General features: G+C 69.4%; 29 protein-coding genes. 13 read left to right on the top strand and 16 right to left on the bottom strand.

What is annotated here, in order from left to right; genetic code table 11:
• Positions 1–77 precede the first annotated feature (77 nt).
• The 3 genes from ACFP2T_RS12205 to ACFP2T_RS12195 all read left to right on the top strand — a co-directional run bounded on the left by ACFP2T_RS12205 (position 78) and on the right by ACFP2T_RS12195 (position 3,791).
• A complete protein-coding gene (locus ACFP2T_RS12205; RefSeq protein WP_377420826.1) occupies positions 78–1,235 on the top strand; it encodes a sensor histidine kinase in 1,158 nt (385 codons plus the stop codon).
• A complete protein-coding gene (locus ACFP2T_RS12200; protein ID WP_377420824.1) occupies positions 1,232–1,897 on the top strand; it encodes a response regulator in 666 nt (221 codons plus the stop codon). The genes ACFP2T_RS12205 and ACFP2T_RS12200 overlap by 4 nt, the downstream gene beginning before the upstream one ends.
• Positions 1,898–1,988: 91 nt before the next feature.
• Positions 1,989–3,791, top strand: coding sequence for a glycoside hydrolase family 15 protein (locus tag ACFP2T_RS12195; RefSeq protein ID WP_377420822.1), 1,803 nt, complete (start codon positions 1,989–1,991; stop codon positions 3,789–3,791).
• 52 nt (positions 3,792–3,843) lie between these two features.
• On the opposite strand, the gene ACFP2T_RS12190 is transcribed toward ACFP2T_RS12195, so the two are convergent.
• Positions 3,844–4,428 (bottom strand): hypothetical protein, encoded by a 585-nt coding sequence (locus tag ACFP2T_RS12190; RefSeq protein WP_377420820.1) that lies wholly within the window; start codon positions 4,426–4,428, stop codon positions 3,844–3,846.
• A 90-nt stretch (positions 4,429–4,518) separates the two neighbouring features.
• Positions 4,519–5,490, bottom strand: coding sequence for a GlxA family transcriptional regulator (locus tag ACFP2T_RS12185; protein ID WP_377420818.1), 972 nt, complete (start codon positions 5,488–5,490; stop codon positions 4,519–4,521).
• A 117-nt stretch (positions 5,491–5,607) separates the two neighbouring features.
• Between ACFP2T_RS12185 and ACFP2T_RS12180 the strand changes: the two genes are divergently transcribed.
• Both ACFP2T_RS12180 and ACFP2T_RS12175 read left to right on the top strand, forming a co-directional pair.
• On the top strand, positions 5,608–6,150 hold the full coding sequence (locus ACFP2T_RS12180; protein ID WP_377420816.1) for a TetR/AcrR family transcriptional regulator: 543 nt from the start codon (positions 5,608–5,610) through the stop codon (positions 6,148–6,150).
• A complete protein-coding gene (locus tag ACFP2T_RS12175; protein ID WP_377420814.1) occupies positions 6,150–6,479 on the top strand; it encodes a DMT family transporter in 330 nt (109 codons plus the stop codon). The genes ACFP2T_RS12180 and ACFP2T_RS12175 overlap by 1 nt, the downstream gene beginning before the upstream one ends.
• Here ACFP2T_RS12175 and ACFP2T_RS12170 read toward each other — a convergent pair.
• Together ACFP2T_RS12170 and ACFP2T_RS12165 are read right to left on the bottom strand one after the other, a co-directional pair.
• Positions 6,448–6,699 (bottom strand): NAD(P)-binding domain-containing protein, encoded by a 252-nt coding sequence (locus ACFP2T_RS12170; RefSeq protein WP_377420812.1) that lies wholly within the window; start codon positions 6,697–6,699, stop codon positions 6,448–6,450. The two genes, ACFP2T_RS12175 and ACFP2T_RS12170, sit on opposite strands and share 32 nt — an antisense overlap.
• Before the next feature lie 23 nt (positions 6,700–6,722).
• Entirely contained in the window at positions 6,723–7,466 is a 744-nt protein-coding gene (locus tag ACFP2T_RS12165; RefSeq protein ID WP_377420810.1) for a 3-oxoacyl-ACP reductase family protein, read from the bottom strand.
• Between the two features lie 106 nt (positions 7,467–7,572).
• Between ACFP2T_RS12165 and ACFP2T_RS12160 the strand changes: the two genes are divergently transcribed.
• The 4 genes from ACFP2T_RS12160 (at position 7,573) to ACFP2T_RS12145 (ending at position 11,113) form a co-directional block, all read left to right on the top strand.
• Positions 7,573–8,163 (top strand): TetR/AcrR family transcriptional regulator, encoded by a 591-nt coding sequence (locus ACFP2T_RS12160; protein WP_377420808.1) that lies wholly within the window; start codon positions 7,573–7,575, stop codon positions 8,161–8,163.
• 66 nt (positions 8,164–8,229) lie between these two features.
• The gene (locus tag ACFP2T_RS12155; protein WP_377420806.1) at positions 8,230–8,976 is read left to right on the top strand and encodes a helix-turn-helix domain-containing protein; all 747 of its coding nucleotides are present in this window, start codon (positions 8,230–8,232) and stop codon (positions 8,974–8,976) included.
• Positions 8,977–9,034: 58 nt separating this feature from the next.
• Entirely contained in the window at positions 9,035–9,694 is a 660-nt protein-coding gene (locus ACFP2T_RS12150; protein WP_377420804.1) for a dihydrofolate reductase family protein, read from the top strand.
• A gap of 210 nt (positions 9,695–9,904) precedes the next feature.
• On the top strand, positions 9,905–11,113 hold the full coding sequence (locus ACFP2T_RS12145; protein WP_377420802.1) for an RNA-guided endonuclease InsQ/TnpB family protein: 1,209 nt from the start codon (positions 9,905–9,907) through the stop codon (positions 11,111–11,113).
• Positions 11,114–11,118: 5 nt separating this feature from the next.
• Here the strand turns inward: ACFP2T_RS12145 and ACFP2T_RS12140 are convergent, their stop codons facing one another.
• Positions 11,119–11,631, bottom strand: a complete 513-nt coding sequence (locus ACFP2T_RS12140; RefSeq protein WP_377420800.1) for a nitroreductase family deazaflavin-dependent oxidoreductase — start codon at positions 11,629–11,631, stop codon at positions 11,119–11,121.
• Positions 11,632–11,803: 172 nt separating this feature from the next.
• On the opposite strand from ACFP2T_RS12140, the gene ACFP2T_RS12135 reads away from it, so the two are divergent.
• Positions 11,804–12,835 carry an LLM class flavin-dependent oxidoreductase gene (locus ACFP2T_RS12135; RefSeq protein WP_377420798.1) on the top strand — a complete coding sequence of 344 codons (1,032 nt, stop codon included), beginning with the start codon at positions 11,804–11,806 and terminating at the stop codon, positions 12,833–12,835.
• A 27-nt stretch (positions 12,836–12,862) separates the two neighbouring features.
• Here the strand turns inward: ACFP2T_RS12135 and ACFP2T_RS12130 are convergent, their stop codons facing one another.
• The 3 genes from ACFP2T_RS12130 to ACFP2T_RS12120 all read right to left on the bottom strand — a co-directional run bounded on the left by ACFP2T_RS12130 (position 12,863) and on the right by ACFP2T_RS12120 (position 14,821).
• Positions 12,863–13,738 carry a hypothetical protein gene (locus ACFP2T_RS12130; protein ID WP_377420796.1) on the bottom strand — a complete coding sequence of 292 codons (876 nt, stop codon included), beginning with the start codon at positions 13,736–13,738 and terminating at the stop codon, positions 12,863–12,865.
• Positions 13,739–13,823: 85 nt separating this feature from the next.
• Positions 13,824–14,018 (bottom strand): DUF397 domain-containing protein, encoded by a 195-nt coding sequence (locus ACFP2T_RS12125; protein ID WP_377420936.1) that lies wholly within the window; start codon positions 14,016–14,018, stop codon positions 13,824–13,826.
• Entirely contained in the window at positions 14,015–14,821 is an 807-nt protein-coding gene (locus tag ACFP2T_RS12120) for a helix-turn-helix domain-containing protein (RefSeq protein ID WP_377420794.1), read from the bottom strand. Before ACFP2T_RS12120 ends, ACFP2T_RS12125 begins: the two co-directional genes overlap by 4 nt.
• A 557-nt stretch (positions 14,822–15,378) precedes the next feature.
• On the opposite strand from ACFP2T_RS12120, the gene ACFP2T_RS12115 reads away from it, so the two are divergent.
• Positions 15,379–15,648: a hypothetical protein gene (locus ACFP2T_RS12115; protein WP_377420792.1), complete on the top strand. Its 270-nt coding sequence runs from the start codon at positions 15,379–15,381 to the stop codon at positions 15,646–15,648.
• Positions 15,649–15,868: 220 nt separating this feature from the next.
• Positions 15,869–16,966 carry a hypothetical protein gene (locus tag ACFP2T_RS12110; protein WP_377420790.1) on the top strand — a complete coding sequence of 366 codons (1,098 nt, stop codon included), beginning with the start codon at positions 15,869–15,871 and terminating at the stop codon, positions 16,964–16,966.
• 138 nt (positions 16,967–17,104) lie between these two features.
• Here ACFP2T_RS12110 and ACFP2T_RS12105 read toward each other — a convergent pair whose 3' ends face one another.
• The 7 genes from ACFP2T_RS12105 to ACFP2T_RS12075 all read right to left on the bottom strand — a co-directional run bounded on the left by ACFP2T_RS12105 (position 17,105) and on the right by ACFP2T_RS12075 (position 22,890).
• Positions 17,105–17,782 (bottom strand): hypothetical protein, encoded by a 678-nt coding sequence (locus ACFP2T_RS12105; protein ID WP_377420788.1) that lies wholly within the window; start codon positions 17,780–17,782, stop codon positions 17,105–17,107.
• A 133-nt stretch (positions 17,783–17,915) separates the two neighbouring features.
• Positions 17,916–19,112 carry an RNA polymerase sigma factor gene (locus tag ACFP2T_RS12100; RefSeq protein ID WP_377420786.1) on the bottom strand — a complete coding sequence of 399 codons (1,197 nt, stop codon included), beginning with the start codon at positions 19,110–19,112 and terminating at the stop codon, positions 17,916–17,918.
• Entirely contained in the window at positions 19,109–19,450 is a 342-nt protein-coding gene (locus tag ACFP2T_RS12095) for a YciI family protein (RefSeq protein WP_377420784.1), read from the bottom strand. The genes ACFP2T_RS12100 and ACFP2T_RS12095 overlap by 4 nt, the downstream gene beginning before the upstream one ends.
• The gene (locus ACFP2T_RS12090; protein WP_377420782.1) at positions 19,447–19,863 is read right to left on the bottom strand and encodes a VOC family protein; all 417 of its coding nucleotides are present in this window, start codon (positions 19,861–19,863) and stop codon (positions 19,447–19,449) included. Before ACFP2T_RS12090 ends, ACFP2T_RS12095 begins: the two co-directional genes overlap by 4 nt.
• Positions 19,864–20,163: 300 nt before the next feature.
• Complete coding sequence (locus ACFP2T_RS12085; protein WP_377420780.1) at positions 20,164–21,021, bottom strand: TIGR03620 family F420-dependent LLM class oxidoreductase; 858 nt, start codon at positions 21,019–21,021, stop codon at positions 20,164–20,166.
• Positions 21,022–21,153: 132 nt separating this feature from the next.
• Complete coding sequence (locus ACFP2T_RS12080) at positions 21,154–21,903, bottom strand: SDR family NAD(P)-dependent oxidoreductase (RefSeq protein WP_377420778.1); 750 nt, start codon at positions 21,901–21,903, stop codon at positions 21,154–21,156.
• Positions 21,904–22,287: 384 nt separating this feature from the next.
• Positions 22,288–22,890, bottom strand: coding sequence for a TetR/AcrR family transcriptional regulator (locus ACFP2T_RS12075; RefSeq protein WP_377420776.1), 603 nt, complete (start codon positions 22,888–22,890; stop codon positions 22,288–22,290).
• Positions 22,891–23,042: 152 nt separating this feature from the next.
• Here ACFP2T_RS12075 and ACFP2T_RS12070 point away from each other — a divergent pair, with 152 nt between their 5' ends.
• Positions 23,043–23,783, top strand: a complete 741-nt coding sequence (locus tag ACFP2T_RS12070) for a hypothetical protein (protein ID WP_377420774.1) — start codon at positions 23,043–23,045, stop codon at positions 23,781–23,783.
• A gap of 72 nt (positions 23,784–23,855) precedes the next feature.
• On the opposite strand, the gene ACFP2T_RS12065 is transcribed toward ACFP2T_RS12070, so the two are convergent.
• Positions 23,856–26,309 carry a DUF4132 domain-containing protein gene (locus ACFP2T_RS12065; protein WP_377420772.1) on the bottom strand — a complete coding sequence of 818 codons (2,454 nt, stop codon included), beginning with the start codon at positions 26,307–26,309 and terminating at the stop codon, positions 23,856–23,858.
• Positions 26,310–26,352 lie beyond the last annotated feature (43 nt).

Here is a 26,352-nt window from a genome sequence, read left to right as displayed (position 1 = left end):
GGGGCCGTACCGGAGGCCGGGGTCGGCAGGTACCTGGGTACGGGTCCCCCGGTCGCGAGCGGCGGTATTCTCCGATCATGGAAGCGACCGGGCTACGTGCATGGGGCGGCTCGTTCACCACCGGCCTGGCCTTCCCGATCGCGGCCCTGGCGGCGGCCCTGCTCGTGTTCGTGACGACCGACATCACCTTCGGTCTGGTCGGAACGCTCGTACTCGCGCTCGTCCCCTGGGCGCTGCTGGCGGGCCAGGTCCGGGTCGGGCCGTGGGTGATGGCCGTCGCGGGCGTCGGTATCCCGGCGGTCGTCAGCTTCTCCTACCGAGCGCCGGGCGCCATCTTCCTGGCACTGCTCGCGGTGGCGTGGCTGGCAGCCATGGGAACGTCGTGGCCGGCGGAGACGGCGGCGCTGGTCGGCGCGATCGTCAGCCCGGCGGCGGACATCCTCCGGTACGGGCAGTGGCGGGAGGACTACCCCGGCGTCGTCTTCTTCGGAACGGGCGCACTGTTGAGCTGGCTGATCGGCCGCATCCTCCGTCGGGAGCGCCAACTGATCGCGGCGCTGACCGAGGCACACGACCGGCTCGACGTCGCCGCCGCCGCGGCCGAGCGGCGACGGATCGCCCACGACGTCCATGACGCGGTCGGGCACGGTCTCAGCGTCGTCCTGCTCAACCTGGTCGGTGCCCGGCAGGTCCTCGACCGCGATCCCGCGGCGGCGGCCGAGGCGCTCGACCGCGCCGAGCAGGTGGGACGGGAGAGTCTGCAATCCGTACGGGCGATCGTCGGACTGCTGAGGGATCCCGGCGAGACCGGGGCGCAGCCACCGCTACCCGGCGCCCCGGACATCGTCGGCCTGCTGGAGTCCGTGGCCACGGCGGGCCTTCCGGTGCACAGCGAGGTCATCGGCGATCTCGATGCCGTCGACACGTACACCGGGCTTGCCGCCTTCCGGGTCGTGCAGGAGGCCGTCAGCAACGTGGAGCACCACGCACCGGGAGCCGAGATCGTCGTACGCGTCGTCCAGGACCCCGGACACCTCGTCGTCTCGGTACGCAACGGCGCCGCACGCCGGGCGCCCGTACCGCAACGCGGTCGGGGTGGCGGCACCGGCCTCGACGGCATGCGCCAGCGGGTCACCGCCCTCGGCGGAACGATGTCGGCCGGTCCCGACGGCGACGGCTGGCTGATCGAGGCGTCGCTCCCCCTGCGGCCCACCAGCGCGGCGGTCGGCCGATGATCCGCATCGTGCTGGTCGACGACCAGGAACTCGTCCGCGCGGGACTGCGACTGATCCTGTCCGCCCATGACGACCTCGCCATCGTCGCCGAGGCCGCCAACGGGCAGGCCGGGGTCGACGCCGCCCGGCTGCTGAGCCCGGATGTCGTCCTCATGGACATCCGGATGCCGGTCCTCGACGGGATCGAAGCGACGCGCCGGCTGGTCCAGGCCACCGCCGACGGGGGCACGCCGCAGCGCGTGCTGGCCCTCACCACGTTCGACGACGACGAGGTGCTGTGGGGAGTCATCGAGGCGGGCGCGGCCGGCTTCGTACTGAAGGACGCGCCCGCGGTCGATCTCGTCGGTGCCATCCGGGTCACCGCGCGGGGTGGAACCTGGCTCGATCCTCAGGTTGCGCAGCGGGTCCTCGGGTTGGTCCGGCAGCGGCGCGCGGCCACGCCCGCCCCGTCCGTCAGCGCGTTGACCGACCGTGAACTGGACGTGCTCCGCCTCGTCGCCTCGGGGGCGAACAACACCGAGATCGCCCAGTCGCTCCATCTCAGCGAACGGACCGTCAAGGGGCACATCTCGGCCATCTTTCTCAAGCTCGGCGTCCGCGACCGGGCCGGCGCCATCATCCACGCCTACGACGTCGGCATCGTGCCCGGCCGGTACGCCTGACGTCATCCCCATGTCGTCCGGTTAAGTCGATCGGGCCGGGGTAAGCGACCGCCCATGCTGCGTAGAACCGACCAGCCCGGGGTGGCGTGCCGTGTGTGCCGGTCGGATTGACGAATACGGTTATCTCGCCGACGGCCGGTCCGGGGCCCTGGTCGGCCGCGACGGTTCCGTGGACTGGTGGTGCCCGTCCCGGTTCGACGCGCCGTCGGTGTTCGGCCGCCTGCTCGGCGACGACGGCGGACACTGGTGGATCCGGCCTGCCGGTGAATACCAGGTCGAACGGAGCTACCTCGACGACACGCTCGTGCTGCGTACGGTCTTCAGCACCGAGGAAGGGTCCGTGGCGGTCACCGACGCCCTGGCCCTGGATGCGGAGGCCCGCGGACACGACATCGGCCGGAGCCCGCCCGGTCTTTTCCTCCGGCTCGTGGAAGGACTCTCCGGGCACGTTCCGATGGTGATGTCCTACGCACCCCGCTTCGAATACGGCCGGGTACGCGCCTACCTCGAACCGCACGGCGAGACCTCCATCGCGAGAGCCACCGGCAGCACGCTCGGGATGACCGCGACCGTGCCGGTGCAGCACTGGGAAACCGAAGCGACAGCGTCGTTCACGGTCGGTCCGGGCCAGCGGGAGACCTTCTCCCTGTCCCACTCGTCGACCTATCACGAGCGCGAGCCGATGCCGGTCGACGTGCCGGCGGTCCTTGCCGACACGGTCGAGGGGTGGCGCTCCTGGCTGGCGACGCACCCCTACACAGGCCTCTATCCGGACCTGGTGCGGCGGAGTGCGTTGATCCTCGAGGGGTTGACGTACCAGCGCAGCGGCGCGGTGGTCGCCGCCGCGACCACCTCGCTGCCGGTTCGGCCGGAGGGCCACGACAACTACGACTACCGCTATGTGTGGCTGCGCGACTTCAGCCTGACCCTGCGGGTCCTGTCGGTCGCGGCCTGTCCGGTGGAGGCGGAGCGGCTGTTCCGCTGGATCGCCGAGGCGATCGGCGACGTGGGCATCGAGCCCATCCCGATCGTGCTTGGCGTCGAGGGCGAACGCGACCTGTCCGAACGGGAACTCGGCGTGCTGACCGGCCACGTCGCCATCGGTCCCGTGCTGCTCGGCAACGACGCCTGGCGCCAGCGGCAACAGGACGCTCTCGGTCAGGTCCTCGACGCCGCGTGGCTGCTGCGTGAGCGCCTCGAACCCATGCCCGACGACGTACGACGGCTGCTGCGGTCCCTGACCGAGCAGGCGGCCGACACCTGGCGGCTGCCGGATTCGGGGATCTGGGAGCTGCGGGGCGAGGAGCGGCACCATGTCACGTCCAAGGTGGGGTGTTGGATGGCCTTGGACCGGGCCGTACGGTTCGGCGGTGTCCTCGGCAGTGCGGGGGACCTGAAGCGCTGGGCGGCGGTGCGCGACGAGATTCGCGCCGCGGTCCTGGAGCAGGGCTGGAATCCCCGGGTCGGTGCCATCACCGATGCCTTCGGATCCGACCGGCTCGACGCGTCGGTACTCATCCTCCCCCTCGTCGGTTTCATCGACGCGGCCGATCCACGGATGCGCGCCACCATCGGCCGGATCGATCAGGAGTTGACCACCGATGGGCTCGTCCGGCGATGGCCCGGCGACTCGGCCGGCTTCGTCATCTGCTCCTTCTGGTTGGTGGGGTGCCTGGCGCTGGCTGGCGAGCGGGACCGGGCAACCGCACTCTTCGAAAGCCTCACGAAACGCTCCAACGACCTGGGCCTCTTCGCCGAGCAGATCGACCTGGACACGGGTGAGCATTTGGGGAACCTGCCACAGGCGTTCTCGCACATCGGGTTGATCTCAGCCGCCTGGCGCCTGACCGCAGCCGCCACGGGCCGGCCGACACCGGTCAGCACGGCCATCTAGTCGCCGTCCCGCCCCGCGCCGCACCGTACCGCCAGATCCCTGGGCGGCGCGGCTACGTCGCCGCCACCACGAGCAGGGCCACGCCGACCCCGAGGTCGACGACCGCACAGAACTCCGACCACGGCCGGTTCACCACCTGGTTCACCTTGAAGTGGTACGCGTCCCAGACGCCGTGCGCGAGAAACCCGACACCGGCCAACGCGATGCCCAGCCGGGGCTGGACCGTCGCGCACAGCAGCGTGAGTGCGCCGAAGCCCACCATGCCGGCGGTCTGGATGGAGAACGTCCGGCCCTCGGTGAAGCGACGCCGCGCCACCGTCCACAACCACAGCAGGACCAGCACGACCGTCATGCCGACCGCCGGGTCGATCCCCAGCACCTGCCGGTTGTCGAGCACGTGGAGCACCGACACCACGGCGCTCAGCACGACAAAGGCCAGCCAGGCCGTCGACGGACGGCCGAGCGCATACGCCATCAGGTAGATGCCGGCCATCACGGCGATGCTCGGGCCGAACAGCTCCACCTCGCGATCGAGCAGGACCATCACCGCGACCGCGCCCGCCGTGGCCACGATCGCCAGGGCTGTCGGCCAACGGTCGGCAAGCTTCGTCCGCCGTGGCAATGCCGTATCCGTCATGGCACCGATCGTGCCCGGCACCCGCGACCCGACCCCGATCCGTGATCGTTCACGTCTGGATTTTTGCGCAACGGCGCCGGAATCCTGGGATCAACGAGTCTCGGACAGCTGATGCTCGAGCCGGTAGCGCGACGGTGGAACGGAATAGTGGGCGAGGAACGCCTGCCGCAGTGACTCGGTCGTGCCGAAGCCACACCGCCGCGCCACCGCGGCCACGGGCAACGCTGTCGACATCAACAGGTACGCCGCAGCCTCGGTCCGGGCCCGCCGCACGTACTGCGCGGGCGTCTCGTGTACGTAGGTCAGGAACAGCCGTGACAGGTGCCGCTCGCTGACCCCGGCGAGCCGGGCCAGGGTCGCGGTGCTCAGGTCTTCGCCGAGATGGCTCACGATGTGGTTGCTGGTCCGGCGGACGACGAGATCGTCCGTGGAGCAGCGGGTCAGGAACATGCTCAGTTGTGCCTGCGCCCCGGGGCGTTGCAGGTACGCGACCGTGCCCAGCGCGACACCACGGGCCAGGGCCATCCCGTGGTCCTCCTCGATGAAGGAGAGGGTCAGGTCGAGCGCACTGGTGACGCCGCCGGACGTCGCGAGCTTGCCATCGCGGATGTAGATCGGATCCGGATCGACCTGCACGGCGGGATAGCTGCGGGCGAGCTGGTCGGCGTACATCCAGTGCGTGGTGGCGCGGCGGTTCTCCAGCAGGCCGGCCTCGGCCAGCACGGTCGCCCCGGTGCAGACCGACGCGACCCGGCGAGCCAGCGTGGCCAGCCGTCGGACGTGCGCGACCAGGACCTGGCCCGCCGCGGCCTGGGCGTGCCCCAGACCACCGGAGACCAGCAGCGTGTCGAGCGGGCCGTTGAACCGCTCCAGGGCCGCCTGGGCATGCAACCGCAACCCCGAGTCGCACGTGATGCTGTGCCCACCGGGGGTGGCGAGCACGCTCCGGTACGGCGGGTCGGCGCCGATTCGGTTCGCGATGTCCAGGCTGGAGGTGACGCAGGCGATGTCGAGCAGTTCCGCGCCGTCGTAACCCACGACCAGGATCACCCTCTCCGACATGGCCCCACGCTAGTGCCAGCAGGCACAAGGTGGACATGGTGATCAGGCCCGGCCGCGCAGGCGGCCGAAGGTCGTCCCGTGGGGATTACTGTACCGGCCAGCCGGTACAGTGATCGGGTGACGGACACCCGGGACAAGCTGCTGGACGCTGCGGCGCTGGTGCTGCTGCGCGACGGCGCGCAGGCGCTCACCCTCGAAGCGATAGCCAAGCAGGCCCAGGTCAGCAAGGGTGCCCTCTTCTACCACTTCGCCAGTAAGCAGGCGCTGATCGCCGGCCTGGTCGACCGGTTGGTCGGCCAGTACGACGCCGCCCTCGACGCCGCCGGCGACGAACCCGGGGCGGCCACCCGCGCGTACCTGGCGGCCACCGTCAACCAGGCGACCTCCACGGCCGCCAACAGCGCCGCCGACCGGACCACGGTCGCGCTGTTCGCCGCCGCCCTCGTCGACCCCGCCGCCCTCGTCCCGCTCCGGACGGCCTACCAGAGATGGCAGCGGCGGCTGGAAGACGACGGCATCGATCCCGCCGTGGCCACCGTCGTGCGGCTGGCGGTCGACGGCTGGTGGCTCGCCCAGTTGGTCGACCTGGCACCGCCACCACCCGGACTCCACGAACGGGTGTACGCGACCCTGACCGCCCTGATCGAGGAGGTTCGCTGATGGCCTGGCTCCTGGTCGCCGTGGCGATCGTCTCGGAGGTCGCCGCGACGCTCGCGTTACGGGGTACCGCCGGTGGGATCCGCCCCCTGAACATCGCGGCGGTCGTCGTCGGCTACGTCGCCTCGTTCACGCTGATGGCGTACGCGCTGCGCACCCTCAACGTCGGCGTCGTGTACGCGGTCTGGTCCGGCGTCGGCACCGCCGGAGTCGCCGTCATCGCCGCCCTCGTCTACGGCGAACACCTCAACCTCACCGCGATCGGCGGGATCGTGCTGATCGTCGTCGGCGTCGTCGTGCTCACCACCTCGGGAGCCACCACGCACGGCTGACCGCCGAGAACGACCCGGTCAAGTACCCAATCTGCCGGCCGGCACGGTCCGGAATCTGCGGCTGACCGTGACCGCGAATCCATCGAGCGGCTCCGATGACGTCGACCAGCGACGGGGCGCCCCGGCTGTTACTCAGCACGATGTCCTCGATGCCGGCAGCGCCCAGGCGTACCGCGACCGCCTGGGCGATGGCGCCAGCGCCGATCAGCCCGACCTTCATGGTCCGTGTCCTCTCCTGCCTGCTCAAGCAGCGTAGCCACCGTCGACGTTGATCGTGGCGCCGGTGATGTAGGCCGCGTCCGGACCCGCGAGATAGGCGACCAGGCTGCCGACCTCGGCTGTGGTGCCGTAGCGGGCGGCGGCGATGTAGGGACGGGTGACCTCGGCGAAGGGCCCGTCGGCCGGGTTCATGTCGGTGTCGACGGGTCCGGGCTGCACCGTGTTCACGGTGATGCCCCGGCTGCTGACCTCCCGGGCGAGCGCCCGGGTCAACCCGGCGACGCCGGCCTTGGTCAGGGCGTAGACGCTGCCGCCGCCGAAATGGATCCGATCGGCGTTGATACTGCCGATCGTGATGATCCGCCCGCCATCGCCGAGATACCGCAATGCCTCCTGGCTGGCGACGAAGACCCCGGTGAGGTTGACGGCCAGGGCCTGGTCATAGTCGGCGTCGGTGACGGTGTCGATGGCACCGACGCCGCCCACGCCGGCGTTGTTGACAAGAATGTCGAGGCGGCCGAGCCTACCGACGATCTCCGCGATCCCCGTACGGACGGCCGACCGGTCCCCGGCGTCGACCCGCACCGCCAGCGCCGTCCCGCCCGCCTCCCGGACGGACTTCGCCACCAGCTCGGCCTGCTCCCCAGAGGAGTTGTAGGTGATCGCGACGGTCGCGCCCGCCGCCGCGAGCCGCCGCGCGATGCCCTCACCGATACCGCGCGACCCACCGGTGACGATCGCGACCTTACCGGACAAAGTATGAGTCATCTGATGTACCTCCATCATTATTGAGTGCTCATTCAAGATGTCATGCCCGGCCGGACGCGACAAGTGATATCTTGAACGGGTAGTCAAAAAGTGGGGGAGGCCACCATTGGCCATCGGCAGACCACGCGAGTTCGACGTCGAACGCGTCCTGGAGTCCGCGCTGCGCCTCTTCTGGACCAGGGGCTACGAGGGGACGACCATGGCCGACCTGTCGGCCGCGACGAACCTCAAGGCCGGCAGCATCTACGGCGCGTTCGGCTCCAAGGCGGGCCTGTTCAAGCAGGTCGTCGAGCGCTACAGCACCACGATCTTCGGCTACGGAGCGGCGGCACTGGAGGCCGACAGCGCTCGGGAAGTGGTGCGGCGGTGGCTGCTGGGGGCCGCCGACGCCACGACCGGGCCGGATACCCCGCCCGGCTGCCTACTGGTTCAAGGCGCGTTGGCAACTGGGGACGCCTCCACGGATGCCAAGATCGATCTGTGCGCCCGACGCCAAGCCGCCGAGGTCATGCTCACCGAACGGTTCACCCGCGCCCGGGAAGCCGGCGACCTTCCGCCCACCGTCGAGCCCCGGCACGCTGCGGCGTACGTCATCGCCCTGTCCCAGGGCATCGCGGTCCAGGCCGCCTCCGGCGCCAGCCGCGAAGACCTTCGACGCTTGGCCGAACTCGCCCTGCTCAGACTCCCCTGGGAATGAGGACGACCCGGACGCCCAGCGACACGAGTCGACGGAGCTAGCCTCCTCAGGAGGAAGCTCGGCAGATTGAAGACGGAGGAGGCCATGGCCCTGCGGTTCGAGCATCGCGACACCGAGATCGACGTGAGCCTCGTCGACCGCGTGTGGCGCACCCGCTCTGACGCGGAGGAGACGATGACGTCCGCAGCCCGCACCTGCTGGCATCTGATCCTCTCGCGGGCGCAGGGACGCCTACTCGCCAGCCTGCGCGGGCCGGAGACGAGGGCGACTACGGCACCGGTCCCGCCGGGCACCGAGTTCCTCGGGGTCCGGTTCGCATTCGGCGCGGTTCTTCGGCCGCATCCTGCCGCCTCGATCGTCGACGGGTACGTGCCGTTCCCAGTGACGGAATCGGGCAAAATCGTCATCGGCGGCGAGGGCTGGGAGGCGCCGACGTTCGAGAACGTCGAGCACTTCGTCCGGCGATTGCAGGACGCGGGTCTGCTGGTGCGATCGCATCTCGGGGACGAGGAGCAGGTCGCCGAGCATCCCGAAGCCAGCCCGACCGAGCGAACCCTGCAGCGTCGCTACCGAGCGATCATTGGTCTCTCGCGAACCGCCGTAAGGCAGATCGACCGCGCGAACGCCGCAGCCACGATGCTGCGCGACGGCCTTGACTGGCGCGCAGTCGTCGAGACGTTGGGGTACTTCGACCAAGCCCACCTCGCGCACGCGCTGCGTCGCTACGTCGGGTGCACCGCACGTGACCTGCAGGCGGGTCACTTTGCCGCGATGTCGTACCTGTACAAGACCCACCCTGGGCCCGGCAGCTAGCGTCCGTCTGCCAGCCAACCCTGGCCGGCTGTCCGCGACCCGAATTCAGGGGAGAACCGTGCTACTCAGCGTCAACACCTTCGTCAGTCTCGACGGCGTCATGCAAGGACCCGGAGCTCCCGACGAGGACCGCTCCGGCGGCTTCGACCGCGGCGGGTGGCTCGTCCCGCACGCCTCCACGCACACCAACGAGGTCGTCGAAAGCTGGTTCCGTGAGGCCGACGCGTTCCTCTTCGGCCGCACCAGCTTCGGCCTGCTCGGCGGGTACTGGCCGAAGGTCACCGAGCCTGACAACCTGATCGCCACCAAGCTCAACACGCTGCCGAAGTATGTCGTCAGCTCTACGCTGACCGACGACGAAGCCGATTGGAGCCCGACGACGGTCCTACGCGCTGACCTGGCCGACGAGGTACGCCGCCTCAAGGAGCTTCCCGGCAAGGAACTCCAGGTTCACGGAAGCTGGAAACTCGTGCAGGCGCTGCACCAGGCAGGACTCGTCGATGTCTACCGGCTGCTCCAATACCCGGTCATCGTCGGCACGGGGAAGCGCCTGTTCCCGGACGGATCGACGCCCGCGACGTTCGCAACCGTCGAAGAGAGCTCGCGCGTGCTGCCCGGCGGCGTCGTCTCGCTGACCCTCAACCCCACGAGCCTCGGCGCGATCTCCGCAGGCGCGTACACCGTGGACGAAGGGCGCTCGGCGACGGTCCTCGACTGACATCGGTGCCCGACCGGCTTCGAGGCCCTGATCCCCGGCCAGGACAACCCCTCAGCGGTCGTCTCCCGAGGACAAACCCCTCTAGCGGAGCTCCGCCTCCATCACACCTACCGACACGCCCTTGGCAACCAGCCAGAGTCCTCAACTACCCGGCATTGCGGCTACGGCGTGTTTTAGAAGTGTCGGTGGTGTGGGTGATAGTCGGTGGCCGTGGGGAGGTTCACGGCGTTTCGGTTCACGATCGACGCGTCAACGGCTCAGTCGGCCGTGCTGGCACGGCATGCCGGGGCGGCCCGGTTCGGGTTCAACCAGTGCCTGGCAATCGTGAAGCAGGCTCTGGACGCCCGGCGGGTCGACGGATCGGTGACGGTGCCGTGGTCGGGCTTTGACCTAATCAACGCCTTCAACCAGTGGAAACGGGGCGAGGATGCCGGCCGGGTCATCGTTGTCGACCGGCAAGGGTCGGCATCGGTCAAGGTGACCGGTCTGCGCTGGCGTACCCAGGTGTTCGAGGAAGCCGCGGTGGACCTGGGCCGGGCCGAGATCCGGTTCGTGACCGTGTCACACCGGGCCGGACGGTGGACGGTGTCAGTGACCGTACGGGCCGCCGACCTACACCCCAACCTCCAGCATCCCAACGACCAGCATCCCAACCTTGAGGGTCCGGGTGGGAATGGTGGTTGGGTGGGGGTGGACCGGGGCCTGACCGCGTTCGTCGTCGCCGCGACCACCACCGGCCGGCAAGTCCTCCGGATCACCCCACCCCGCCCACTACGCACCGGGCAGGCCCGACTGCGACACCTGTCGCGGGCGGTGACCCGGAAACGGAACGGGTCGACGAACCGGACCAGGGCCGCGGCTCGACTCGGTCGGGCCCACGACCGGATCCGTAACATCCGCCACGAGTTCCTGCACGAGGTCGCGAACCGGCTGGTCCAGACCCACGACCGGCTCGCGTTCGAAGACCTCCACATCACCGGGATGATGGCCAACCACCGGCTGGCCGCCGCGATCAGCGACGCCGGCTGGGGCCACCCGTACCGGATCGTCGGATACAAGCAGGCCTGGCGCCACGGGCACCTGACCCTGGTGGACCGGTTCTACCCGTCGACGAAGACCTGCCACCACTGCGGGCAGATCGCCACCGGCATGCCGCTGTCCACCCGCGTCTTCGACTGCCCCGGATGTGGGTGTCGGCTGGACCGGGACCTCAACGCGGCGATCAACCTCGCCATCTGGGCCGAGCGGCACCACGCCCAGATCCGGGACCCCGACGCACGGGGCCCGGTTACCAATGCCTCCCGAGAGGACGGCTCTGGCCCACGCGACCGCGCGGGCGAAACCAGCCTCGATGACGGAGGAACCCCACCTACGCCACACGGCGAGGTGAGGACGCCCGAGAAGGGCGGTGTGACATGACCCCATCAGGAGTTATGAAACACGCGGTAGCCCTCGGTGTCGTCGTCGGCCGGTTTGCCTCCGCTGATTGGTTCGAGCACGAAGACCGGGATCTGGCGGTCGGTCTTGCGCTGGTAGTCGGCATAGGGTGGATACGCGTCCACGGCCCGGCGCCACCAAAGGGCCTTCTCGTCCCCGAACACTTCGCGCGCCCGGTACACCCGGTTCACCACTCCGTCCTGAAGCTCGACGACCGGCTCGGCGACCAGGCTGGCGTACCACTGCGGGTTGGTCGGCTCACCACCCTTGGACGCGACGGCCGCGTAGGCACCCTCGTGCTCGACACGCATCACCGGCGTCTTGCGGACCTTGCCGGTCTTGGCGCCCCGGTAGGTCATCAGCACGATGGGCAGGTCCCTGATCGTGACGCCGTCGGTCGTGCCGGTACGCATGATCTGCTCGACCTGCTCGCGGACCCATCCCGACGGGCTCGGTTCGTACTCACCAGTCGACGCCATGCCCTGATCAACGAAGTCCATGAACTCTCCTCGACAGAGTTGGTTACGGACATAATGTTATGCGCGTAACTAACTCTACAGGAGGAGCCGGACGTGACCGTGGAGGTCGTGGCCGGCCCGTCCGGAGACGGCCTGCGACCCTCGGACTGACAGAATCAGAGAGTGAGGTGTCCGGCTGAGCATGCCGCGAACGATGGAGGATCCCTTGCCGCTGACCTCGGAGTCCTTGCGCAAACTGGGCTTCCTGACCATCGGGTTGTTTGACGCTGCCGATCCTCGCCAGGGCCACGAGTCGACGCTCGGGATCATCGAACTGGGCGAGCGGCTGGGATTCGACAGCGCCTGGGTACGGCACCGCCATCTCCAGTACGGCATCTCGTCCCCGATCGCCGTCCTGGCGGCGGCCTCGCAGCGCACCAGCCGCATCGAACTGGGCACCGCTGTCATTCCGCTCAGCTGGGAGAACCCGCTGCGCCTCGCCGAGGATCTGGCAACGGTGGACATCCTGTCCGGAGGACGGCTCAATCCCGGCGTCAGCGTCGGCCCGCCGATGCACTACGAGCGGGTGAAGGAGGCGCTGTACCCGGACACCTCCGACGTCGAGGACTTCAGCTACAACCGGGTGAAGCGACTGCTGGACTTCGTCCGTGGCGTACCGGCCAGCGACTTGCGCGGCATGGAGGGCTTCGAGGTGTTCTCCGACCGTGTCCAGCCGCACGCTCAGGGCCTGGGCCGCCGCATGTGGTACGGCGGCGGAAGCCTGCGGTCGGCTCAGTGGGCCGGCGAGCACGGGATGAACTTCCTGACCAGCAGCGTCGTGAAGGCGGAGGAGTCCGAGGACTTCACCGAGATCCAGCTCTCGCACATCCGGGCCTTCCGCGCCCACCACCCCGACGGCGACCGCGCCCGCGTCTCGCAGGGACTCGTCGTCATCCCCACCGACAGCGCCTCGCCCGAACAGCGTGCGAAATACCAGGAGTACGCCCGGAAGCGGACGCCCCGTACCGCCACACCGCAGGGACCTGCCCGGATGATGTTCGCGCCCGATCTTGTCGGGTCCGCCGAGGAGATCGCCGAACGGTTGTATGCGAACGCCGCGTTCCGCGAGATCGACGAAGTCGCGTTCGCACTGCCCTTCACGTTCGAGCATGACGACTACGTCCAGATCCTCACCGACATGGCCACCAAACTCGGTCCGGCCCTCGGCTGGAGCCCGACGAGCTGACCTGGCGCCAAGCGCTACGCCACAAGGTCAGTTGTTGCCACCGCCCACGGCACGACCACCCGTGCCCGGTTCAAGCTCGCGGGCGCTCTCCCACATCGTTTCGAACTGGCCCTTGAACAGGCCGTACCACCAGGCGTCGCGATCGGCGCGAAGGCCGAACGTCGGATTGGGTTCGAGGGTCCGATGCTGGTACATCTCCACGCGGATGCGCCCATGGACATCATCGGCGTCCACCAGGCACAACCCGAAGGTCGGTACGAACGGCAGGAGGCGGATCTGTAGGGCCGATTCACTCGTCCCCGAGGATGCGAGGACGCGCAGGAGGTCGAGAGTGGCCGACACCCGGTTCCGGTAGAACTCAGGCGTGTCAGCCTTCCTACTGCGCGCCACTGCCTCCACGTTGGCCCCGCTGTCCGTGTCGATCAGCACGACTCGAACCCGTGCACCGGCCCGCAGCCGGCGGTCCAACACCGGAAGCATGTCCCGGACGGTACGGGTCAGCGTTACGCCGACGATGGCGATGTCGGTCGCGGTCGCGATCTCCGTGTCGACGGCCGGCGGACGCGACGACAGGAAGCGTTCCGCCGCGACCTCCCCGGCCTCGTTGGCCGCGATTCGGTTGAGTGCCGTCCGGACACCGTCGACCTCGTGCCGACTGGCAAGTCCGGAGATCGCCATGACGGCAAGGACCGCGAGCGTGGAGGCCGCCAGGACTTTCGCGTCAACGACACCGAATACGCCGAGCGCGGCGATGACGACCGCGACCGCGACGGCGATGTAGAGATCGAGATTCCGGCCCTGCCGTAGGTCCTGCCGTAGGTCCTGCCGCAGCCGACCTGCAATGCCGGAGGAGGCTGTTGCTCTCGAACGCCCATCGATCCTGGGATCCGGCGAGGTCGACATGCATCGACTCTGACACATGGCGGCCAAGCCGCGACGTGGACCATCCGTACGGCTGCTCTGCACCGCCCTACGGAGTTGCTATGCGCTAACCGATCGACCCGATCTGCTTCGCGAGGTTGACGAACGCCTGCCAGCCCGCCGGCCGGAAGGCCAGGGTGCCGCCGTCACGGTCCTTGGTGTCGCGGACCAGCACGACGCCGGGCAGGTTGTCGGCTACCTCGACACACGCGCCACCGTTGGAGGTCGAGCGGGTCGACTTCCGCCACTGTGCGCCAGTCACGTCCATGACTTGGTCACTTCCTTCAAGAGATCCAGGGTCTGCGCGCGGGGCAGCGCATCGCCCTGTACGGAATCCCACGACACCCCAAGGCTAGCAACGTCTTCGCCGCGAGTGACGACTTGCGCCGTGAGTTGATTGTCCACGTAGCCGACTCGGCTCGTGTCGGGCAAGTCCGCGATGATGAACCCGCCGGCCATGCCCGAGTACAGGCCAAGGGAGGTCGAGACGATGTGCAGGTTGACGTTCGGCCGCTCGGCCAGGCTCAGCAGGTGCTCAACCTGCTCGGCAACCACCTGCCGACTGCCGCAGAGCCGGCGGATGACCATCTCGTCCAGCACCGCGAAGATCTGCGGCGGATCATCGCGGTCGAGGATGCCCTGTCGCTCCATCCGTGACACGACACGCTGTTCGACCTCGGCGGCAGACAGCCGGCCCAGCGCCAGCGCCGCACGGGCGTACGCCTCGGTCTGGAAGAGTCCCGGCACGAACGCCGGCTCGTACCAGCGGAGGCAGCATGCCTCGCGTTCGTACTCCAGCCACTCGCGCAGCCAGACGGGCGCCGCGTCGTCCTTGACCAGCTCGTCCCAGAGCGTTTCGAAGTAGCCACCGGTCTTCAGAGCCTTGTCCACCAGGCGCAGGTGCTTCAGCGTGGCCGGCGACGAGCCGGTCTCGATGGCGGATATCTGCGAGTCCGAGCAGAAACACTGCCCGCCCAACACTTCCTGTGACACGCCGGCCGCCTTGCGGCGCCGCCGCAGTTCCCGAAGCAAGTACTCCGAAGGTGAGATGCCCACGCCTTCCACGCCTCTCCAAGGTCATTTCGCCGATTTCAGAGCATCCAGAAGATCCACCCATTGCTCCGGAATGCGGCTTATCCACTGTCGACCGTAAGGATGCCACAGCAGAGTGTCACCAGCGGGACCGCTCAGGACCGGCCAGACCGCCAGGGCGGAACCGAGCGGGTCACCCCACTTCCCCCTGTAATGGGGTGACCCCCATCCAACGAACCGGCGAACGAGCAACAGGAGGGTGCAATGCGGAGGATCGACCGGCGGATTTCGACACCGCTCGTCGTACGTCACCGTCGTCACTGGCGCCGCTGGTGGCTCCACTGCCGGTGCGGGCTGTGGTGGCGTTCCTGTCCGAGCCGGGGCCGGTCGGTCCTGGTGCACCGGGTTCTACCGAGGCCCGACACTCCGCCCCAACTCGCGACAGCGGGCGGCCCTTCTCCTCGCCCCCGCCCGTACAACGGCAACCGCAACAACCGCTTCGGCGCAAACCCTCCGACGCTGATCGACGCCGAGGCCGCGTACACCGTGGGCCAGCGACGGCGCGGCGGACGGGCCGAGGTGACGGGCCGGTGAGCGCACCCGAGCCACGACCCGGGCCGCACACGGCGCTTCGTCCGCTCTGGTTGTGCCGGACCGACGGGCAACCCTGGCCGTGCGGGTCCGCGCGTCTCGCCCTGACCCGCGAGTACGCCGGCCAGCCCACGGCCCTGACCATCCACCTCGGCAGTTCGCTGGCCGAGGCGTTCCGGGACCTGCACGCGCTCAATCCCGGCGCGGCCCCCGAGGCACGCGATCTGAGCACGCGCTTCCTCGGCTGGGTCCGCAGCACCTCCCCCTGACCCGACTCGATCACCAACGGGAGGGCTCCGGCGACGCTGGCGGCAACCGGCACGGGCGCCGGAGCCCTTCCGTCACGTTCCGGATACCGCTGCATATTCCGGCTACGCCCCAAGTGGGTGTTGGCGCTCCGGTGCCACGACTGCCCAGGAGCCGACAGCGGCCACGGCGAGCGGGACCGCACACTCCGGAGCACATCGGATCACGCCAATTGGAGGCCAGATGCGACTCCGTCCCCGCATGCTCGCCATCACCCTGGTCGCCGCGCTGGCGGCCACCGTCCTGGGCCCGCCCGGCCCGAGCCAGGCCGCCGCCGCCGACCGGTACGGCTTCGCGTACGTCGACAACCCGATCATGCCCGTCTGGACCGTCCTCGACCCCACCCGCCAGTGGGGTAGCTGGAAGACCGCCTTCCCCGCCCTGTCCGCCGAGGGGATACGGCTCGCCCCGGGCCGGTACAACATCAGGTTTCCGCAGGTGGGTACCGGGTCACGCGGCAACGTGCACGTCACCCCGGTGAACCGGACCGGGCACTACTGCGAGATCGTCCGCTGGGGTCAGTCCGGCGCGGACGAGATCGTCGACGTCCAGTGCCACCGGCCGGGTGGCGGGCGGGACGACACCCAGTTCACCGTGCTCTGGACGTACAGTTCCGGGCTGGTCCCGACGACCGACGGCAGCCATGCCTGGCTCCAGTGGGGCGGGGCGGCGGTCGTGCAGTCGTACAACTCGACCGGTGGCGGGGTGAGCGTGCTGGCCGGCGGCGTCGGCCTGTACCAGGTCCGGCTCGGCGGGGTCGGCGTGGCCGGCGTGCTCGCCGGCAACCTCCAGGTGACGGCGGTGCAGCCGAACGCCGGTCCGCGCCGGTGCAAGGTGATCCGCTGGGGCAACAGCGGGCTCGACATCATCGCGTACGTCACCTGCTGGGACCAGGCCGGAGCGCCGGTCGCCAGCGAGTTCACCCTGTCCTACCACCGCGAGCGGGCGGTGTTCGGCTCGTTCGGCCCACCGAAGTACACCGGATACTTCTTCTCCCCCAACGTCGGCCAGACCAACTGGAACTACCCGGCCGGCGGGTTCGGCTTCAACTCCTCGACTCCGCTCGTCCCTGCCGGCCGTTACCTGGTCGAGTACCCGTTCCTCGGCGAGAAGGAGACGCACGCCCAGGTCACCGCCTACGGCTCGGGGTCGGAATACTGCCACCTGACGCAGCCGTGGAAGCTCACCGTGACCGCCGCCGAGGTCGACACGCTCTGCTTCGACAACACCGGCAGCCCGATACCGCACGACTTCTTCTCCACCTTCACCTCGCGGATCTGAGCCCGTCCTTCTCCAGACTCCAGATGTCCCATGAGACAACGCGCGCGCGGTGGTGGCGTTCACCCCGCGCGCGCCAGGACATGCCATGGCCGACGCCGAGTTCCCGGGTCCGTCACCCAACGACCCGCCGTACCAGTGTTACGAGGAACCGGGAGGGCACTTGGTGCTGGTATAGGGAACGTCGCCGAGATCGGGGAAGCCCGGCAGGTCGGCGGTGCCGGAGCGGCTCCCCTGCGTGTAGTCGACGGTGAAGCGGACCGGAATTGGCCCCGGACAGGGGACAAGGACATCGAAGGTGATCGTCAACCAGGTCGTGGCACCCGCGGGCAGGGGGTAGTTGTCGCCACTGGCCGCGGGTGGAAGTTGACCGCAACTACCCCACGTCGTTACCGACGGGCGGAGCCCGTGGAGAGGGAGGACCGCTTGCACCTGGCGCAGGGTCATGGTGGTCGTTGACTGGTTGATGATCTCTACGCCGAGTTGCAATCGATCTTTCAGCTGGACCGAGCATCGCTTGCTGGTCCCGGCTATCGGCTGGACAACGACCGGGGTGGTCGACGATGACGGTGTACCCGGCGTCGCAGTGGTAGCACGGTGCCGGTTGCCGAACAGGTAGCCCGTCATTGCGGCCGCGACGATGAGGACCAGTGCGAGACCAACCGCGATCCTCTGCGGCGGACGTGGTGGCCCGTCGGGCCCCGACTGGATGATGTCGGTGTTTCCTTGACCGAGCTGAACTGACGCGACCGCCACGTCGGGGTCCACGAGTCCTGGACCAGGCTGGTCGGCATCCCGCGCCTTCACAAATTTGATCATAGGCCGCCCCACCGGTGGTGTGGACGACCAGGTCGCTTCCCCCGAGGCAGGCACGACTGCCGGTCCGACTCCAGACGGACGTTGGTGGCCGCCTCCCGGGCCAGTACGAAGGGCGCCCGTCCAGCGGTCCGGATCAGGCCCAGCTCAGGCGCTGGCGCAGCAGGGATTGTTCGGCCGGGTTGGCGGTCATGGCGAGCGCCTTCTCGTCAGCGGCGTGCGCTTCGTCGAGGCGGTTCAGGTCGCGGAGGAGTTCGGCACGGGTGGCGTGGAACAGGTGGTAGCCGCCGAGGGCGTCGGCGAGGGTGTCGACGTCGTCGAGCGCGGCGGCCGGGCCGGTGACGTAGCGGTTGGCGACAGCCCGGTGCAGCCGGGTGACCGGGGACGGGGCCAGGTGCAGCAGCATGTCGTAGAGGACGAGGATCTGTGCCCAGTCGGTGTCCTCCCACCGGACGGCTTCGGCGTGACAGGCCACGATCGCCGCCTGGAGCTGGTACGGACCGGGCCGCCTGCGGGCGGCGGCGTTCGCGATGAGCATGCCGGCGTCGGCGATCGCCTGCTGGTTCCAGAGCGTCCGGTCCTGGTCGGGAAGTTGGATGATGCCGCCCTGCTTGTCGAACCGGGCGGCGGTGCGGGCCCGGTGCAGTCGGATCAGCGCGAGCAGCCCGGTCACCTCCGGCTCGGTGGGCATCAGGTTGTGCAGTGTCGCGGCGAGGAAATCGGCGTCGTCGGCCAGGTCCCGGTCCTGGGCGGGGACGGCGGTGCTGGGCAGGTACGCCTCGTTGAACAGCAGGTACACCACGGCCAGGACTTCGGCGAGCCGGTCGCCGAGTTCGTCGGCGGCGGGGACCCGGTACGGGATGCCGGCCTCGGCGATCTTCCGTTTCGCGCGGGTGATCCGCTGCCCCACCGTGCTCTCCGGGACCAGGAACGCCTTCGCGATCTGGCCGGTGGTCAACCCGCACACCACCCGCAGGGTGAGCGCGACCTGCGCGGTGCGCGGCAGCGCCGGATGGCAGCAGGTGAAGATCAGCCGGAGCTGGTCGGCCGGGTCCGGCTGGGTCGGCCACGCCACCAGGGCGAGCTTGCTGCGGTGCACGGCGTCCCGGCGCAGCAGGTCCAGGCCCCGCCGCCGGGCGACCGTGTAGAGCCAGGCGTCGGGCCGGTCCGGAATCCCGTCGGTGGGCCAGTGCCGCAGCGCCGCCTCCACCGCGTCCTGGACCAGGTCCTCGGCGGCGGTGAAGTCCCCGATCAGATGTACCAGTGACGCGGCGAGCCGGCCCGCGTGATCACGGACCACCCGGACCAGCTCACCATGCGGCACATCGGTCATCCGGCGATGGGCCGGATCTCGACCAGCGGACACGCCGGCCACGCCCGTACGATCGCCATCGCCTCGTCCAGGTCCGCGACATCGATCTCCGCGTAGCCGCTGATCACCTCCTTGCCCTCCACGAACGGCCCGTCAGAGATCAACGGTTCCCCGCGGTCGAGCCGCACCGTCGTCGCGGTGTCCGCCGGCAGCAGGTGGGCGTGATGCGTGATCTTGTCGCCGTGGTCGGCGAACCACTGCTGCACCCGTGCGTAGGCCCGCTCCCGCTCCGGCTCGTCCATCGCCCGCAGGTCAGCGGCGAACTGCTCGGTCTCGACGAACATCAGCACATACTTCATGCCCCAGCCCTCTCGCGGTTGTCCGGCAACGTGGCGTACAGGTCGATGCCGTTGCCGTCCGGGTCCAGCACCGTTGCGTACCGCATGCCCCAGAACGCGTCCCACGGCTCGCGCGACCCCCGGTGTCCAGCGTCGGTCAGCTCAGCGTAGGCGGCGTCCACCTCGGCCGGGCTGCCCAACTCCAACGCCATGAATGCCGCCGGACTCCCCGCACCCCGCGACCAACCCGGCCGGGCCATCCCCGCCAGCTTCTCCGTGTCCAACATCAGGTGCAGACCCCCCGGAAGGTCACAGGACGCGTGGTCGGGCATCCTCTCGTCGACCTGGAACTCCAGGCCGAGCATCCGGTAGAACGCAACGGACGCGGCCAAGTCCGACACGATCACGTCGATCGCGTTCATCGTCGCTTTCATCAACTGACTCCTTGTCGCTGCTCACCGCCCAGGCAGGCGGCTGTCGTCACCTCGTAGACGACCGGCAGGAGTCCGAATCCGACAGCCAACCAAGATTTCTGCTCTCGCCCCTCCTAACAAGGCCGGACCGCTGTCCAGATCTCGCCCACCGCCTCACATGTCCGAGCCTGCGATCGTGGGAACGAACACGCCGGCCAGCGCCCGTCATTGGGAGGGACGTCTACCGCGCGGTGCCCGTCCGGGGCGATCGCGTCTTCCAGGTCGTCGGTCGAGCCACACGCGTCAGCTGGTGGTCCTCGTTCAGGTGGTGAGCGGGGCCAGTTCGCGCCACTGGGGCAGTGGCATGCCCGGGCCGGCGCCCACGACATGCAGGCAGACATGGTCGGCGCCGGCCTGGTGGTGCGCCTGGATGCGCGCGCCGATCGTCTCCACGTCTCCCCAGGCCACGACGCTGTCGATGAGCCGGTCGCTTCCCCCGGCAGCGAGGTCCTCCTCGGCGAAGCCCTGGCGGCGCAGGCTTCGCGCGTAGTGGTCCATCCCGAGGAATGCGCTGAGGAAGTCGCGGGCTGCGGTGCGGGCTCGGTCGGGGTCGCGTTCGAGCACGACGGCCTGGTAGGGCGCCACAAGTCGCCCGTCACCCAACTGTTCCCTCGCCACCGCCGAGTACTCCGGCGTGACCATGAACGGATGGACGCCGGCGGTGCGTCGTCCTGCGAGTTCGGTCATCCTGGGGCCGAGTGCCGCCAGAAGTCGCTCCGCCTGGGGCACCGGCACGGGAGCCTGGTCGAGTTCGTCGAGGTAACCGCCCATGTCCGCCAGTGGCCGGTACGCCTGTCCCGCGTTCTTCGCGGCCGCGGGATCGCTGACGCCGAGGCCCAGCAGGTGCCGGCGGCCGTGGGCGTCCTGGAGACGTGCGTGCCCGGCCGCCATCTCGGCGGCTTGATGCCGCCAGATGCTCGCGACTCCGACGGCCACCTTCGCCGTGCGCGTCGCCCGCAACAGCCGCTCCGAGTCGCCGAGGATGTCGCCGCCGCCCAGACCCGGTATCCACAGGGTCCCCCAGCCCATCTCGTCCAGTTCGGTCGCGGCGTCGGCGATCTCGTACGGGTCGGCCACTCGCAGCTCGATACTCCAAATACCGGTCGATCCCAGGTGCATTGCTCGGGTCCTATCTGTGCGGGTTTCGCATTCGTTCGGGGATGTGGCGCGGTACGCGGACGGCGTCCTGACTCCTGCCAGGCCAGGCCAGGCCAGGCCAGGAGCCAGGACGGCTTGCCGTGGTTGCGACGGTCAGATCTGGTTACGGCCGCCGTCGACGAAGAGCTCGATGCCGGTGATGAAGCTGCTCTGCTCGGAGGCGAGGAAGAGAGCGGCGCTCGCCACCTCGTCGGGGCGCCCGATACGTCCCATCGGGATCGTGCTGGCCATGTATGACTTGAGCCGGTCGGCCTGCTCCTGGTCGGGGACGAGACCGTCGATACCGGGAGTGTCGATCGTGCCGGGGCTGATGGCGTTGACCCGGATCGAACGGCCCTTGAGTTCTGCCGCCCAGGTGCGGGCGAAGGAGCGTACGGCCGCCTTGGAGGCTGCGTACACGCCGAACGCCTCGTTGCCGAGTGTGCCGGCGTTGGAGGACTGCAGGATGACGGACGCACCGTCGTTCAGCAGCGGCAGTGCCTTCTGCACCGTGAACAGCAGCCCCTTTGTGTTGCGGCCGAACGTCTCGTCGAAGTGCTTCGCGGTGACCTGCTCAAGAGTGGAGAACTCGCCGCCACCCGCGTTGGCGTACAGCACGTCGATGCGCCGGTTCTGCTTGGCCACTTCCTCGTAGAGCCGGTCCAGGTCGGCCAGATCGGCGACGTCGCCGCGTACGCCGGTCGCATTGTGGCCGATCCTGGCCACCGCCGCGTCGAGTGCGTCCTGGCGGCGGCCGGTGACGTAGACGTGCGCGCCCTCTACCGCGAAGCGTTCCGCGGTGGCCAGGCCGATTCCGCTGGTGCCCCCGGTCACGATGGCTGTCTTGCCGTCAAGCTGTCCCATGCTGATTGCTCCCTTTGTCTTATATGAGGGCGTTCAAGCAGGCGCCGACGATCGTTTGTCGCCTTCACCCTGCCCCGACCCACTGCTCTCGCTGTTTTTTATCGAACACTAAAAAACTATCTCCGTCGAGGGCGAGTGTCAAATGGATGGGTCGCGGGTGTCGCTCTGACGGGGTCCCGCACCCGGGTTCCTGCCCGGCGGGCGGCCCGAATCAGGCGGCGAGGAACGGACGCGACGTTTGGCCCGTCATGCCGCGCACGACGACCCGTCGCCGGTTCCGGCTACGGCTACGGCCACGGCCACGGCCACGGCCACAGGAGGCCCCGTCACCGATGGCGAAGGGGCTCCGTCGAGGCCCGGGGGGTGGGGATCCGTGATGGCCGATCAGGCGTCTGCCCGCTGCGGCCATACGGTCATGGCCGTGTCCACGATCTCGTGCAGTTGCTTCCGGCTTGTTCCGCCGGCGGCCTGGACCGCGATGCCCTGATAGATGGTGGCGAAGTAGCTGGCAAGTCCGTCGGGATCGGTGCCGGCCGGTAGTTCCCCGTCGCTACGGGCCCGCTGCAACCGCTCACGCAGGGCCGCCTCGCCGGCCGCCCGGCGTGCCACCAACTCGTCGCGTACGGACTCCGCGCCCGGCGAGCATGCCAGAGCACCCTGCACCGTGATGCATCCGCGCGGGTGGTCAGGATCCGTCGTCGCGTCGGCGGCCCCGTGCAGGAGGCTCTCCACCGCCGCTCGTGCCGTCGGCTGGTCGAATGCCTCACGGATGTACCGGGCGGGGCCCTCGGCGTAGCGGTCGAGCACCTTTCTGAACAACTGCTCCTTGTTCCCGAAGGCGTTGTAGAGACTGGGCGCGTTGTTGATGCCCATTGCCCTGGTGAGGTCGGAGATTCCCGTGCCCTCGTAGCCCTGGCGCCAGAACACCTCCAGCGCCCGGTCGAGAGCCGTGTCGCTGTCAAAGGTGCGCGGTCGTCCTCCTGCCATGATCGCCTCCGAGCCCGGTCCGAATTTTAGTCATTACTAAAATACAACGGCCGCCGGCCACCGTCGAGGATGCGCTTCCTGATGAAATCACCAGACTTGCCCTGAACGCCCATGCCCCCGCTGGGCGCAATGCTGTCCCTCTAGACCGCCGGTTGCAGCTCATCGGCCCCACCTACTACCTGATCTGGCTACGGCTGCTGCGACTCCTGCTCGCCTTCGTCCCGGCGATCGTCGGCACCGTGGACGCCGTGCCCGGCGCGGCCACCGGGGACGTCGGGGTCGGCGGCGCGATCGGCTCCGGGATCGGCACCGCGATCGAGGTGGCGGTGCAGATAGCCTTCTGGCTCACCCCGACCTTCGCCATCCTGGAGCGGACCAAGCCCGTCCAGGGCCTGGGCGACTGGAACGTCGACCGGCTTCCCAACGTCCCGATCGACCGTGAGGTGTCCCTGGCGAGTACCGCGACGGCGGTCGCCTGGCTCCTGTTCGCCATCGCGTACCTGCCCCTCCAGCACTTCCAGTCGTGGATCGAGAGCGACAGCGGCGCCAATATCCCGATCATCGACCCGGCGCTGTGGTCGTCCTGGCTCCCGGTCCTCATTGCCGTGCTGGTCGGCAGTGTGGTCTTCGAGATCGTGAAGTACCGCGTCGGGCGCTGGACCTGGCCGCTGATCGGGGTCAACGTGGCGCTGCACCTGGCGTTCGCGGTGCCGGCCGCCTGGCTGATCCTCTCCGACCGGCTGCTCAGCCCGGAGTTCGTCCAGCGCTTCGAGTGGCTCCGCGAGGGTGACAACCTGGGAACGGTGGCCAACATCACCGCCGTGGTCCTGGCGGTGGTCGTGATCTGGGACGTGATCGACAGCGTCAGCGCGATCCGCCGCCGACGCGCCTGACCGAGCCTGACACACCAACTCTCGGGCCCGGCACGCTCCCCGCGTGCCGGGCCTCGGCCTGTGCGGCGGCGGTCAACGGCGGGCGCGCAACTGCGCCACGATCGACGCGTCGGTGATCCGGGTGTCGTCGGCCAGCAGGAACGCCTTGCTGAGGATCAACCCGAGCCGGTCCTCCTCGAAGGGCAGGAAGATGTCGCCGGTCGGGGTCCGCCGGGCCGGAACAATGCACAGGTACGTGTCGTCCGGCTCCATCAGGATGTTCGCGCTACCCAGATGGATCCTGTACGTCCGCAGCTCGCCCCGGACCACGAGATACCGGTCGGTCAGCGTGCAGCGGTCCGCGATCTTCGTACGGGGCAGGATCCGCTCCAGCGCGGTACGTCGTACCTGGGCCGTCGCCCCGAGTTCACGGCGGCTCTCGGCACGCCAGTAGTCGCCGTGCTCCGTCCGTCGGTCCGTCCAGTACGGGTCGGCGGCGATCGAGGTCACCGAGACGAAGAGGTCCACGTCCCGCATCGCCTCGCTGAACACCACCGGCGGCACCTCGGTCAACGGCGCGGCCCGCCAGGCTCCCTCGGTGGACCGCTCGAACCACACCTGGCCGGTGCTGGCGCACGCCACGCCCCCCTCGCCCTCCTCGCCGAGGTAGTCGTGGCGGAAGCCGATCCGCCACTCCCCCGACGCCAGCACCCGGTACGCCTCCGCGGCGTCGCCGCCGTCCCACGGTCCGAGCATCTGGGTCGTCCAGCCACGCGAGCGCAACAGCGGATACAACTGGCGGTAGTGCACGATGTGCGCGGCGAACCGGAGCGAATAGGTCCCGGTCGCCTCCTCGGCCGGCGTCAGCAGGTACACCTCACGGAACGCCTGTCGTACCGGCTGGCGCAGCCGCCGCTCGGTGAGCAGGTCCCGCCAGGCGCGGACCTCGTCGACCCCGGCCCGGATCGGGTGCCACAGTCGGAGCACGGCGTCCGGCTCGGGCCGGGCCACCGACCCGCCGGACGCGTCGACGAACCGCTCGTCGTCGGCGTCGCCGTCCGGAAGCACCGCCCGCCACTCCCCCGAGGATTGCCGGACCTCCCAGATCAGTCGCCGGGCGACCTGCCAGCCGAGGCCGTTCGCCGCCAACCCCGCACGCCACTGCCCGTACGGCTGCGCCGACGCCACCGGATATCCCGCCTCCAGGGTCCGGACGAGCGCCGCGACCTGGTCCCGGGCCTGCTTGACCCGACCGCGCAGTTCCTTGAGTTCGTCGGGATGGTCCCGCCGCACCGCCACCGGCACCGTCGCCGAGAGTGTCCCGTCCGCACGCCGCCACCGCAGTACGACCTCGTCCGACGCGACCAGCACCGCCCGATGGCCGCCGACCGCGACCACACACGTTCCGTCGGGGTCGAACCCGAGGTCAGGCAGCCGCAGCACCGTGTCGGGCCGCTCCGCGAGCGCCCGCTCGATCCGCTTGCACATCCGGTCGAGCTGCCTCGGCACGCCCTTGTGCCGGACCACGCCCCGCACGGCCACCAGCGCCGCCAGCGCCTCCGGGGTGGGAAAGTCCCCGGCCGCCCGGGCCACCTCGTACAGCAGTGCCTGCGACGGCAGCGTTCGGGCGCTGGTCGGGGCGACCGCCACCCCGAGCAGCAACGACCGGAGCAGCTCCGGCAGCCACGCCTCGTCGTGGCGCAGCGCGACCCGGACGGCCCGGCCCAGCACCTCGACCTCGTCCGGAGCGAACGCCTTGTCGGCGACGTACGGCACCTCGCCGGCCTGGATCGCCGCCACCCGGGTCCGCGCGGCGTCGAGCGCCCGACGGGCGAAGGCGGCGTACTCCGGGATGGCCGCCAGCCGCTGCCAGGCGTCGGGGAGCTGCGGCATAGACGGGTACGGCCGGTCCCGGCAGACCTCCGCCACCAGCGCCTGGGCCGGCACCCCGAGCTTCGCCAGCAGCTCCATCTCGTCCCGGGCGATCGGGGCGAGCGACCAGCGGAAGACCGCGTTCAGCGCGGTCCTGGTGAAACCGCCGGCAAGCCCGGCCAGCGCCACCATCGCGTACCGCTGCTCCGAGCGACCCCACGCGACCATTGCCCGGACGATGGCCCCGGCCGATTTCGCCGCGGTCGCCGGCCATTTCCCGTCGCAACGGAGCAGAACGCCGACGGCCAGCAGGGGACCGCCACTGGACCGATCCGCCTGGAATTCCTTCACCAGCGCCGCCAGCAGCGCGGCGCACGACTCGGGGGTGAAGCGTGGCTGTCGTTCCTGGACCGCTTCCGTCAGCGCCCAGTGGAGCTGGTGTCCGGGATGACGGGTGGGTAGTTCGCGGGCGGGTAGTTCACGGGCGACCGCGAGCAGCACCCCGAACTCCCGATCGTCGATCCGGGACAGGTCGACGACGTGTCGAACGGCCGGATCGGGCTCGTCCACCGGACCGGTCAACAGGCGCAGCAGCTCGGTCGCGTACGGCGACAACGGGACCGACATCACCGTCGTCGGCCGCGCCTCGGGCACCTCGGCGGTCACGTCCATCATGGCGCCGGAGTGTAGAGCCGCCATCCGACACCGACGGTGCGGC

The organism is Plantactinospora solaniradicis (genome assembly GCF_042658085.1).
Lineage (GTDB): Bacteria > Actinomycetota > Actinomycetes > Mycobacteriales > Micromonosporaceae > Plantactinospora > Plantactinospora solaniradicis.
This window is presented reverse-complemented; position numbering and strand designations above follow the sequence as displayed.

Bases quoted from the DNA above. Each gene is read 5' to 3' on its own strand.
- ACFP2T_RS12130 (WP_377420796.1), bottom strand. From the start codon at position 13,738: ATGTCGACCTCGCCGGATCCCAGGATCGATGGGCGTTCGAGAGCAACA.
- ACFP2T_RS12075 (WP_377420776.1), bottom strand. From the start codon at position 22,890: ATGGCAGGAGGACGACCGCGCACCTTTGACAGCGACACGGCTCTCGAC.
- ACFP2T_RS12190 (WP_377420820.1), bottom strand. From the start codon at position 4,428: ATGACGGATACGGCATTGCCACGGCGGACGAAGCTTGCCGACCGTTGG.
- ACFP2T_RS12110 (WP_377420790.1), top strand. From the start codon at position 15,869: ATGCGACTCCGTCCCCGCATGCTCGCCATCACCCTGGTCGCCGCGCTG.
- ACFP2T_RS12185 (WP_377420818.1), bottom strand. From the start codon at position 5,490: ATGTCGGAGAGGGTGATCCTGGTCGTGGGTTACGACGGCGCGGAACTG.
- ACFP2T_RS12175 (WP_377420814.1), top strand. From the start codon at position 6,150: ATGGCCTGGCTCCTGGTCGCCGTGGCGATCGTCTCGGAGGTCGCCGCG.
- ACFP2T_RS12165 (WP_377420810.1), bottom strand. From the start codon at position 7,466: ATGACTCATACTTTGTCCGGTAAGGTCGCGATCGTCACCGGTGGGTCG.
- ACFP2T_RS12095 (WP_377420784.1), bottom strand. From the start codon at position 19,450: ATGAAGTATGTGCTGATGTTCGTCGAGACCGAGCAGTTCGCCGCTGAC.
- ACFP2T_RS12090 (WP_377420782.1), bottom strand. From the start codon at position 19,863: ATGAAAGCGACGATGAACGCGATCGACGTGATCGTGTCGGACTTGGCC.
- ACFP2T_RS12135 (WP_377420798.1), top strand. From the start codon at position 11,804: ATGGAGGATCCCTTGCCGCTGACCTCGGAGTCCTTGCGCAAACTGGGC.
- ACFP2T_RS12085 (WP_377420780.1), bottom strand. From the start codon at position 21,021: ATGCACCTGGGATCGACCGGTATTTGGAGTATCGAGCTGCGAGTGGCC.
- ACFP2T_RS12170 (WP_377420812.1), bottom strand. From the start codon at position 6,699: ATGAAGGTCGGGCTGATCGGCGCTGGCGCCATCGCCCAGGCGGTCGCG.
- ACFP2T_RS12140 (WP_377420800.1), bottom strand. From the start codon at position 11,631: ATGGACTTCGTTGATCAGGGCATGGCGTCGACTGGTGAGTACGAACCG.
- ACFP2T_RS12200 (WP_377420824.1), top strand. From the start codon at position 1,232: ATGATCCGCATCGTGCTGGTCGACGACCAGGAACTCGTCCGCGCGGGA.
- ACFP2T_RS12100 (WP_377420786.1), bottom strand. From the start codon at position 19,112: ATGACCGATGTGCCGCATGGTGAGCTGGTCCGGGTGGTCCGTGATCAC.
- ACFP2T_RS12065 (WP_377420772.1), bottom strand. From the start codon at position 26,309: ATGATGGACGTGACCGCCGAGGTGCCCGAGGCGCGGCCGACGACGGTG.
- ACFP2T_RS12205 (WP_377420826.1), top strand. From the start codon at position 78: ATGGAAGCGACCGGGCTACGTGCATGGGGCGGCTCGTTCACCACCGGC.
- ACFP2T_RS12105 (WP_377420788.1), bottom strand. From the start codon at position 17,782: ATGATCAAATTTGTGAAGGCGCGGGATGCCGACCAGCCTGGTCCAGGA.
- ACFP2T_RS12080 (WP_377420778.1), bottom strand. From the start codon at position 21,903: ATGGGACAGCTTGACGGCAAGACAGCCATCGTGACCGGGGGCACCAGC.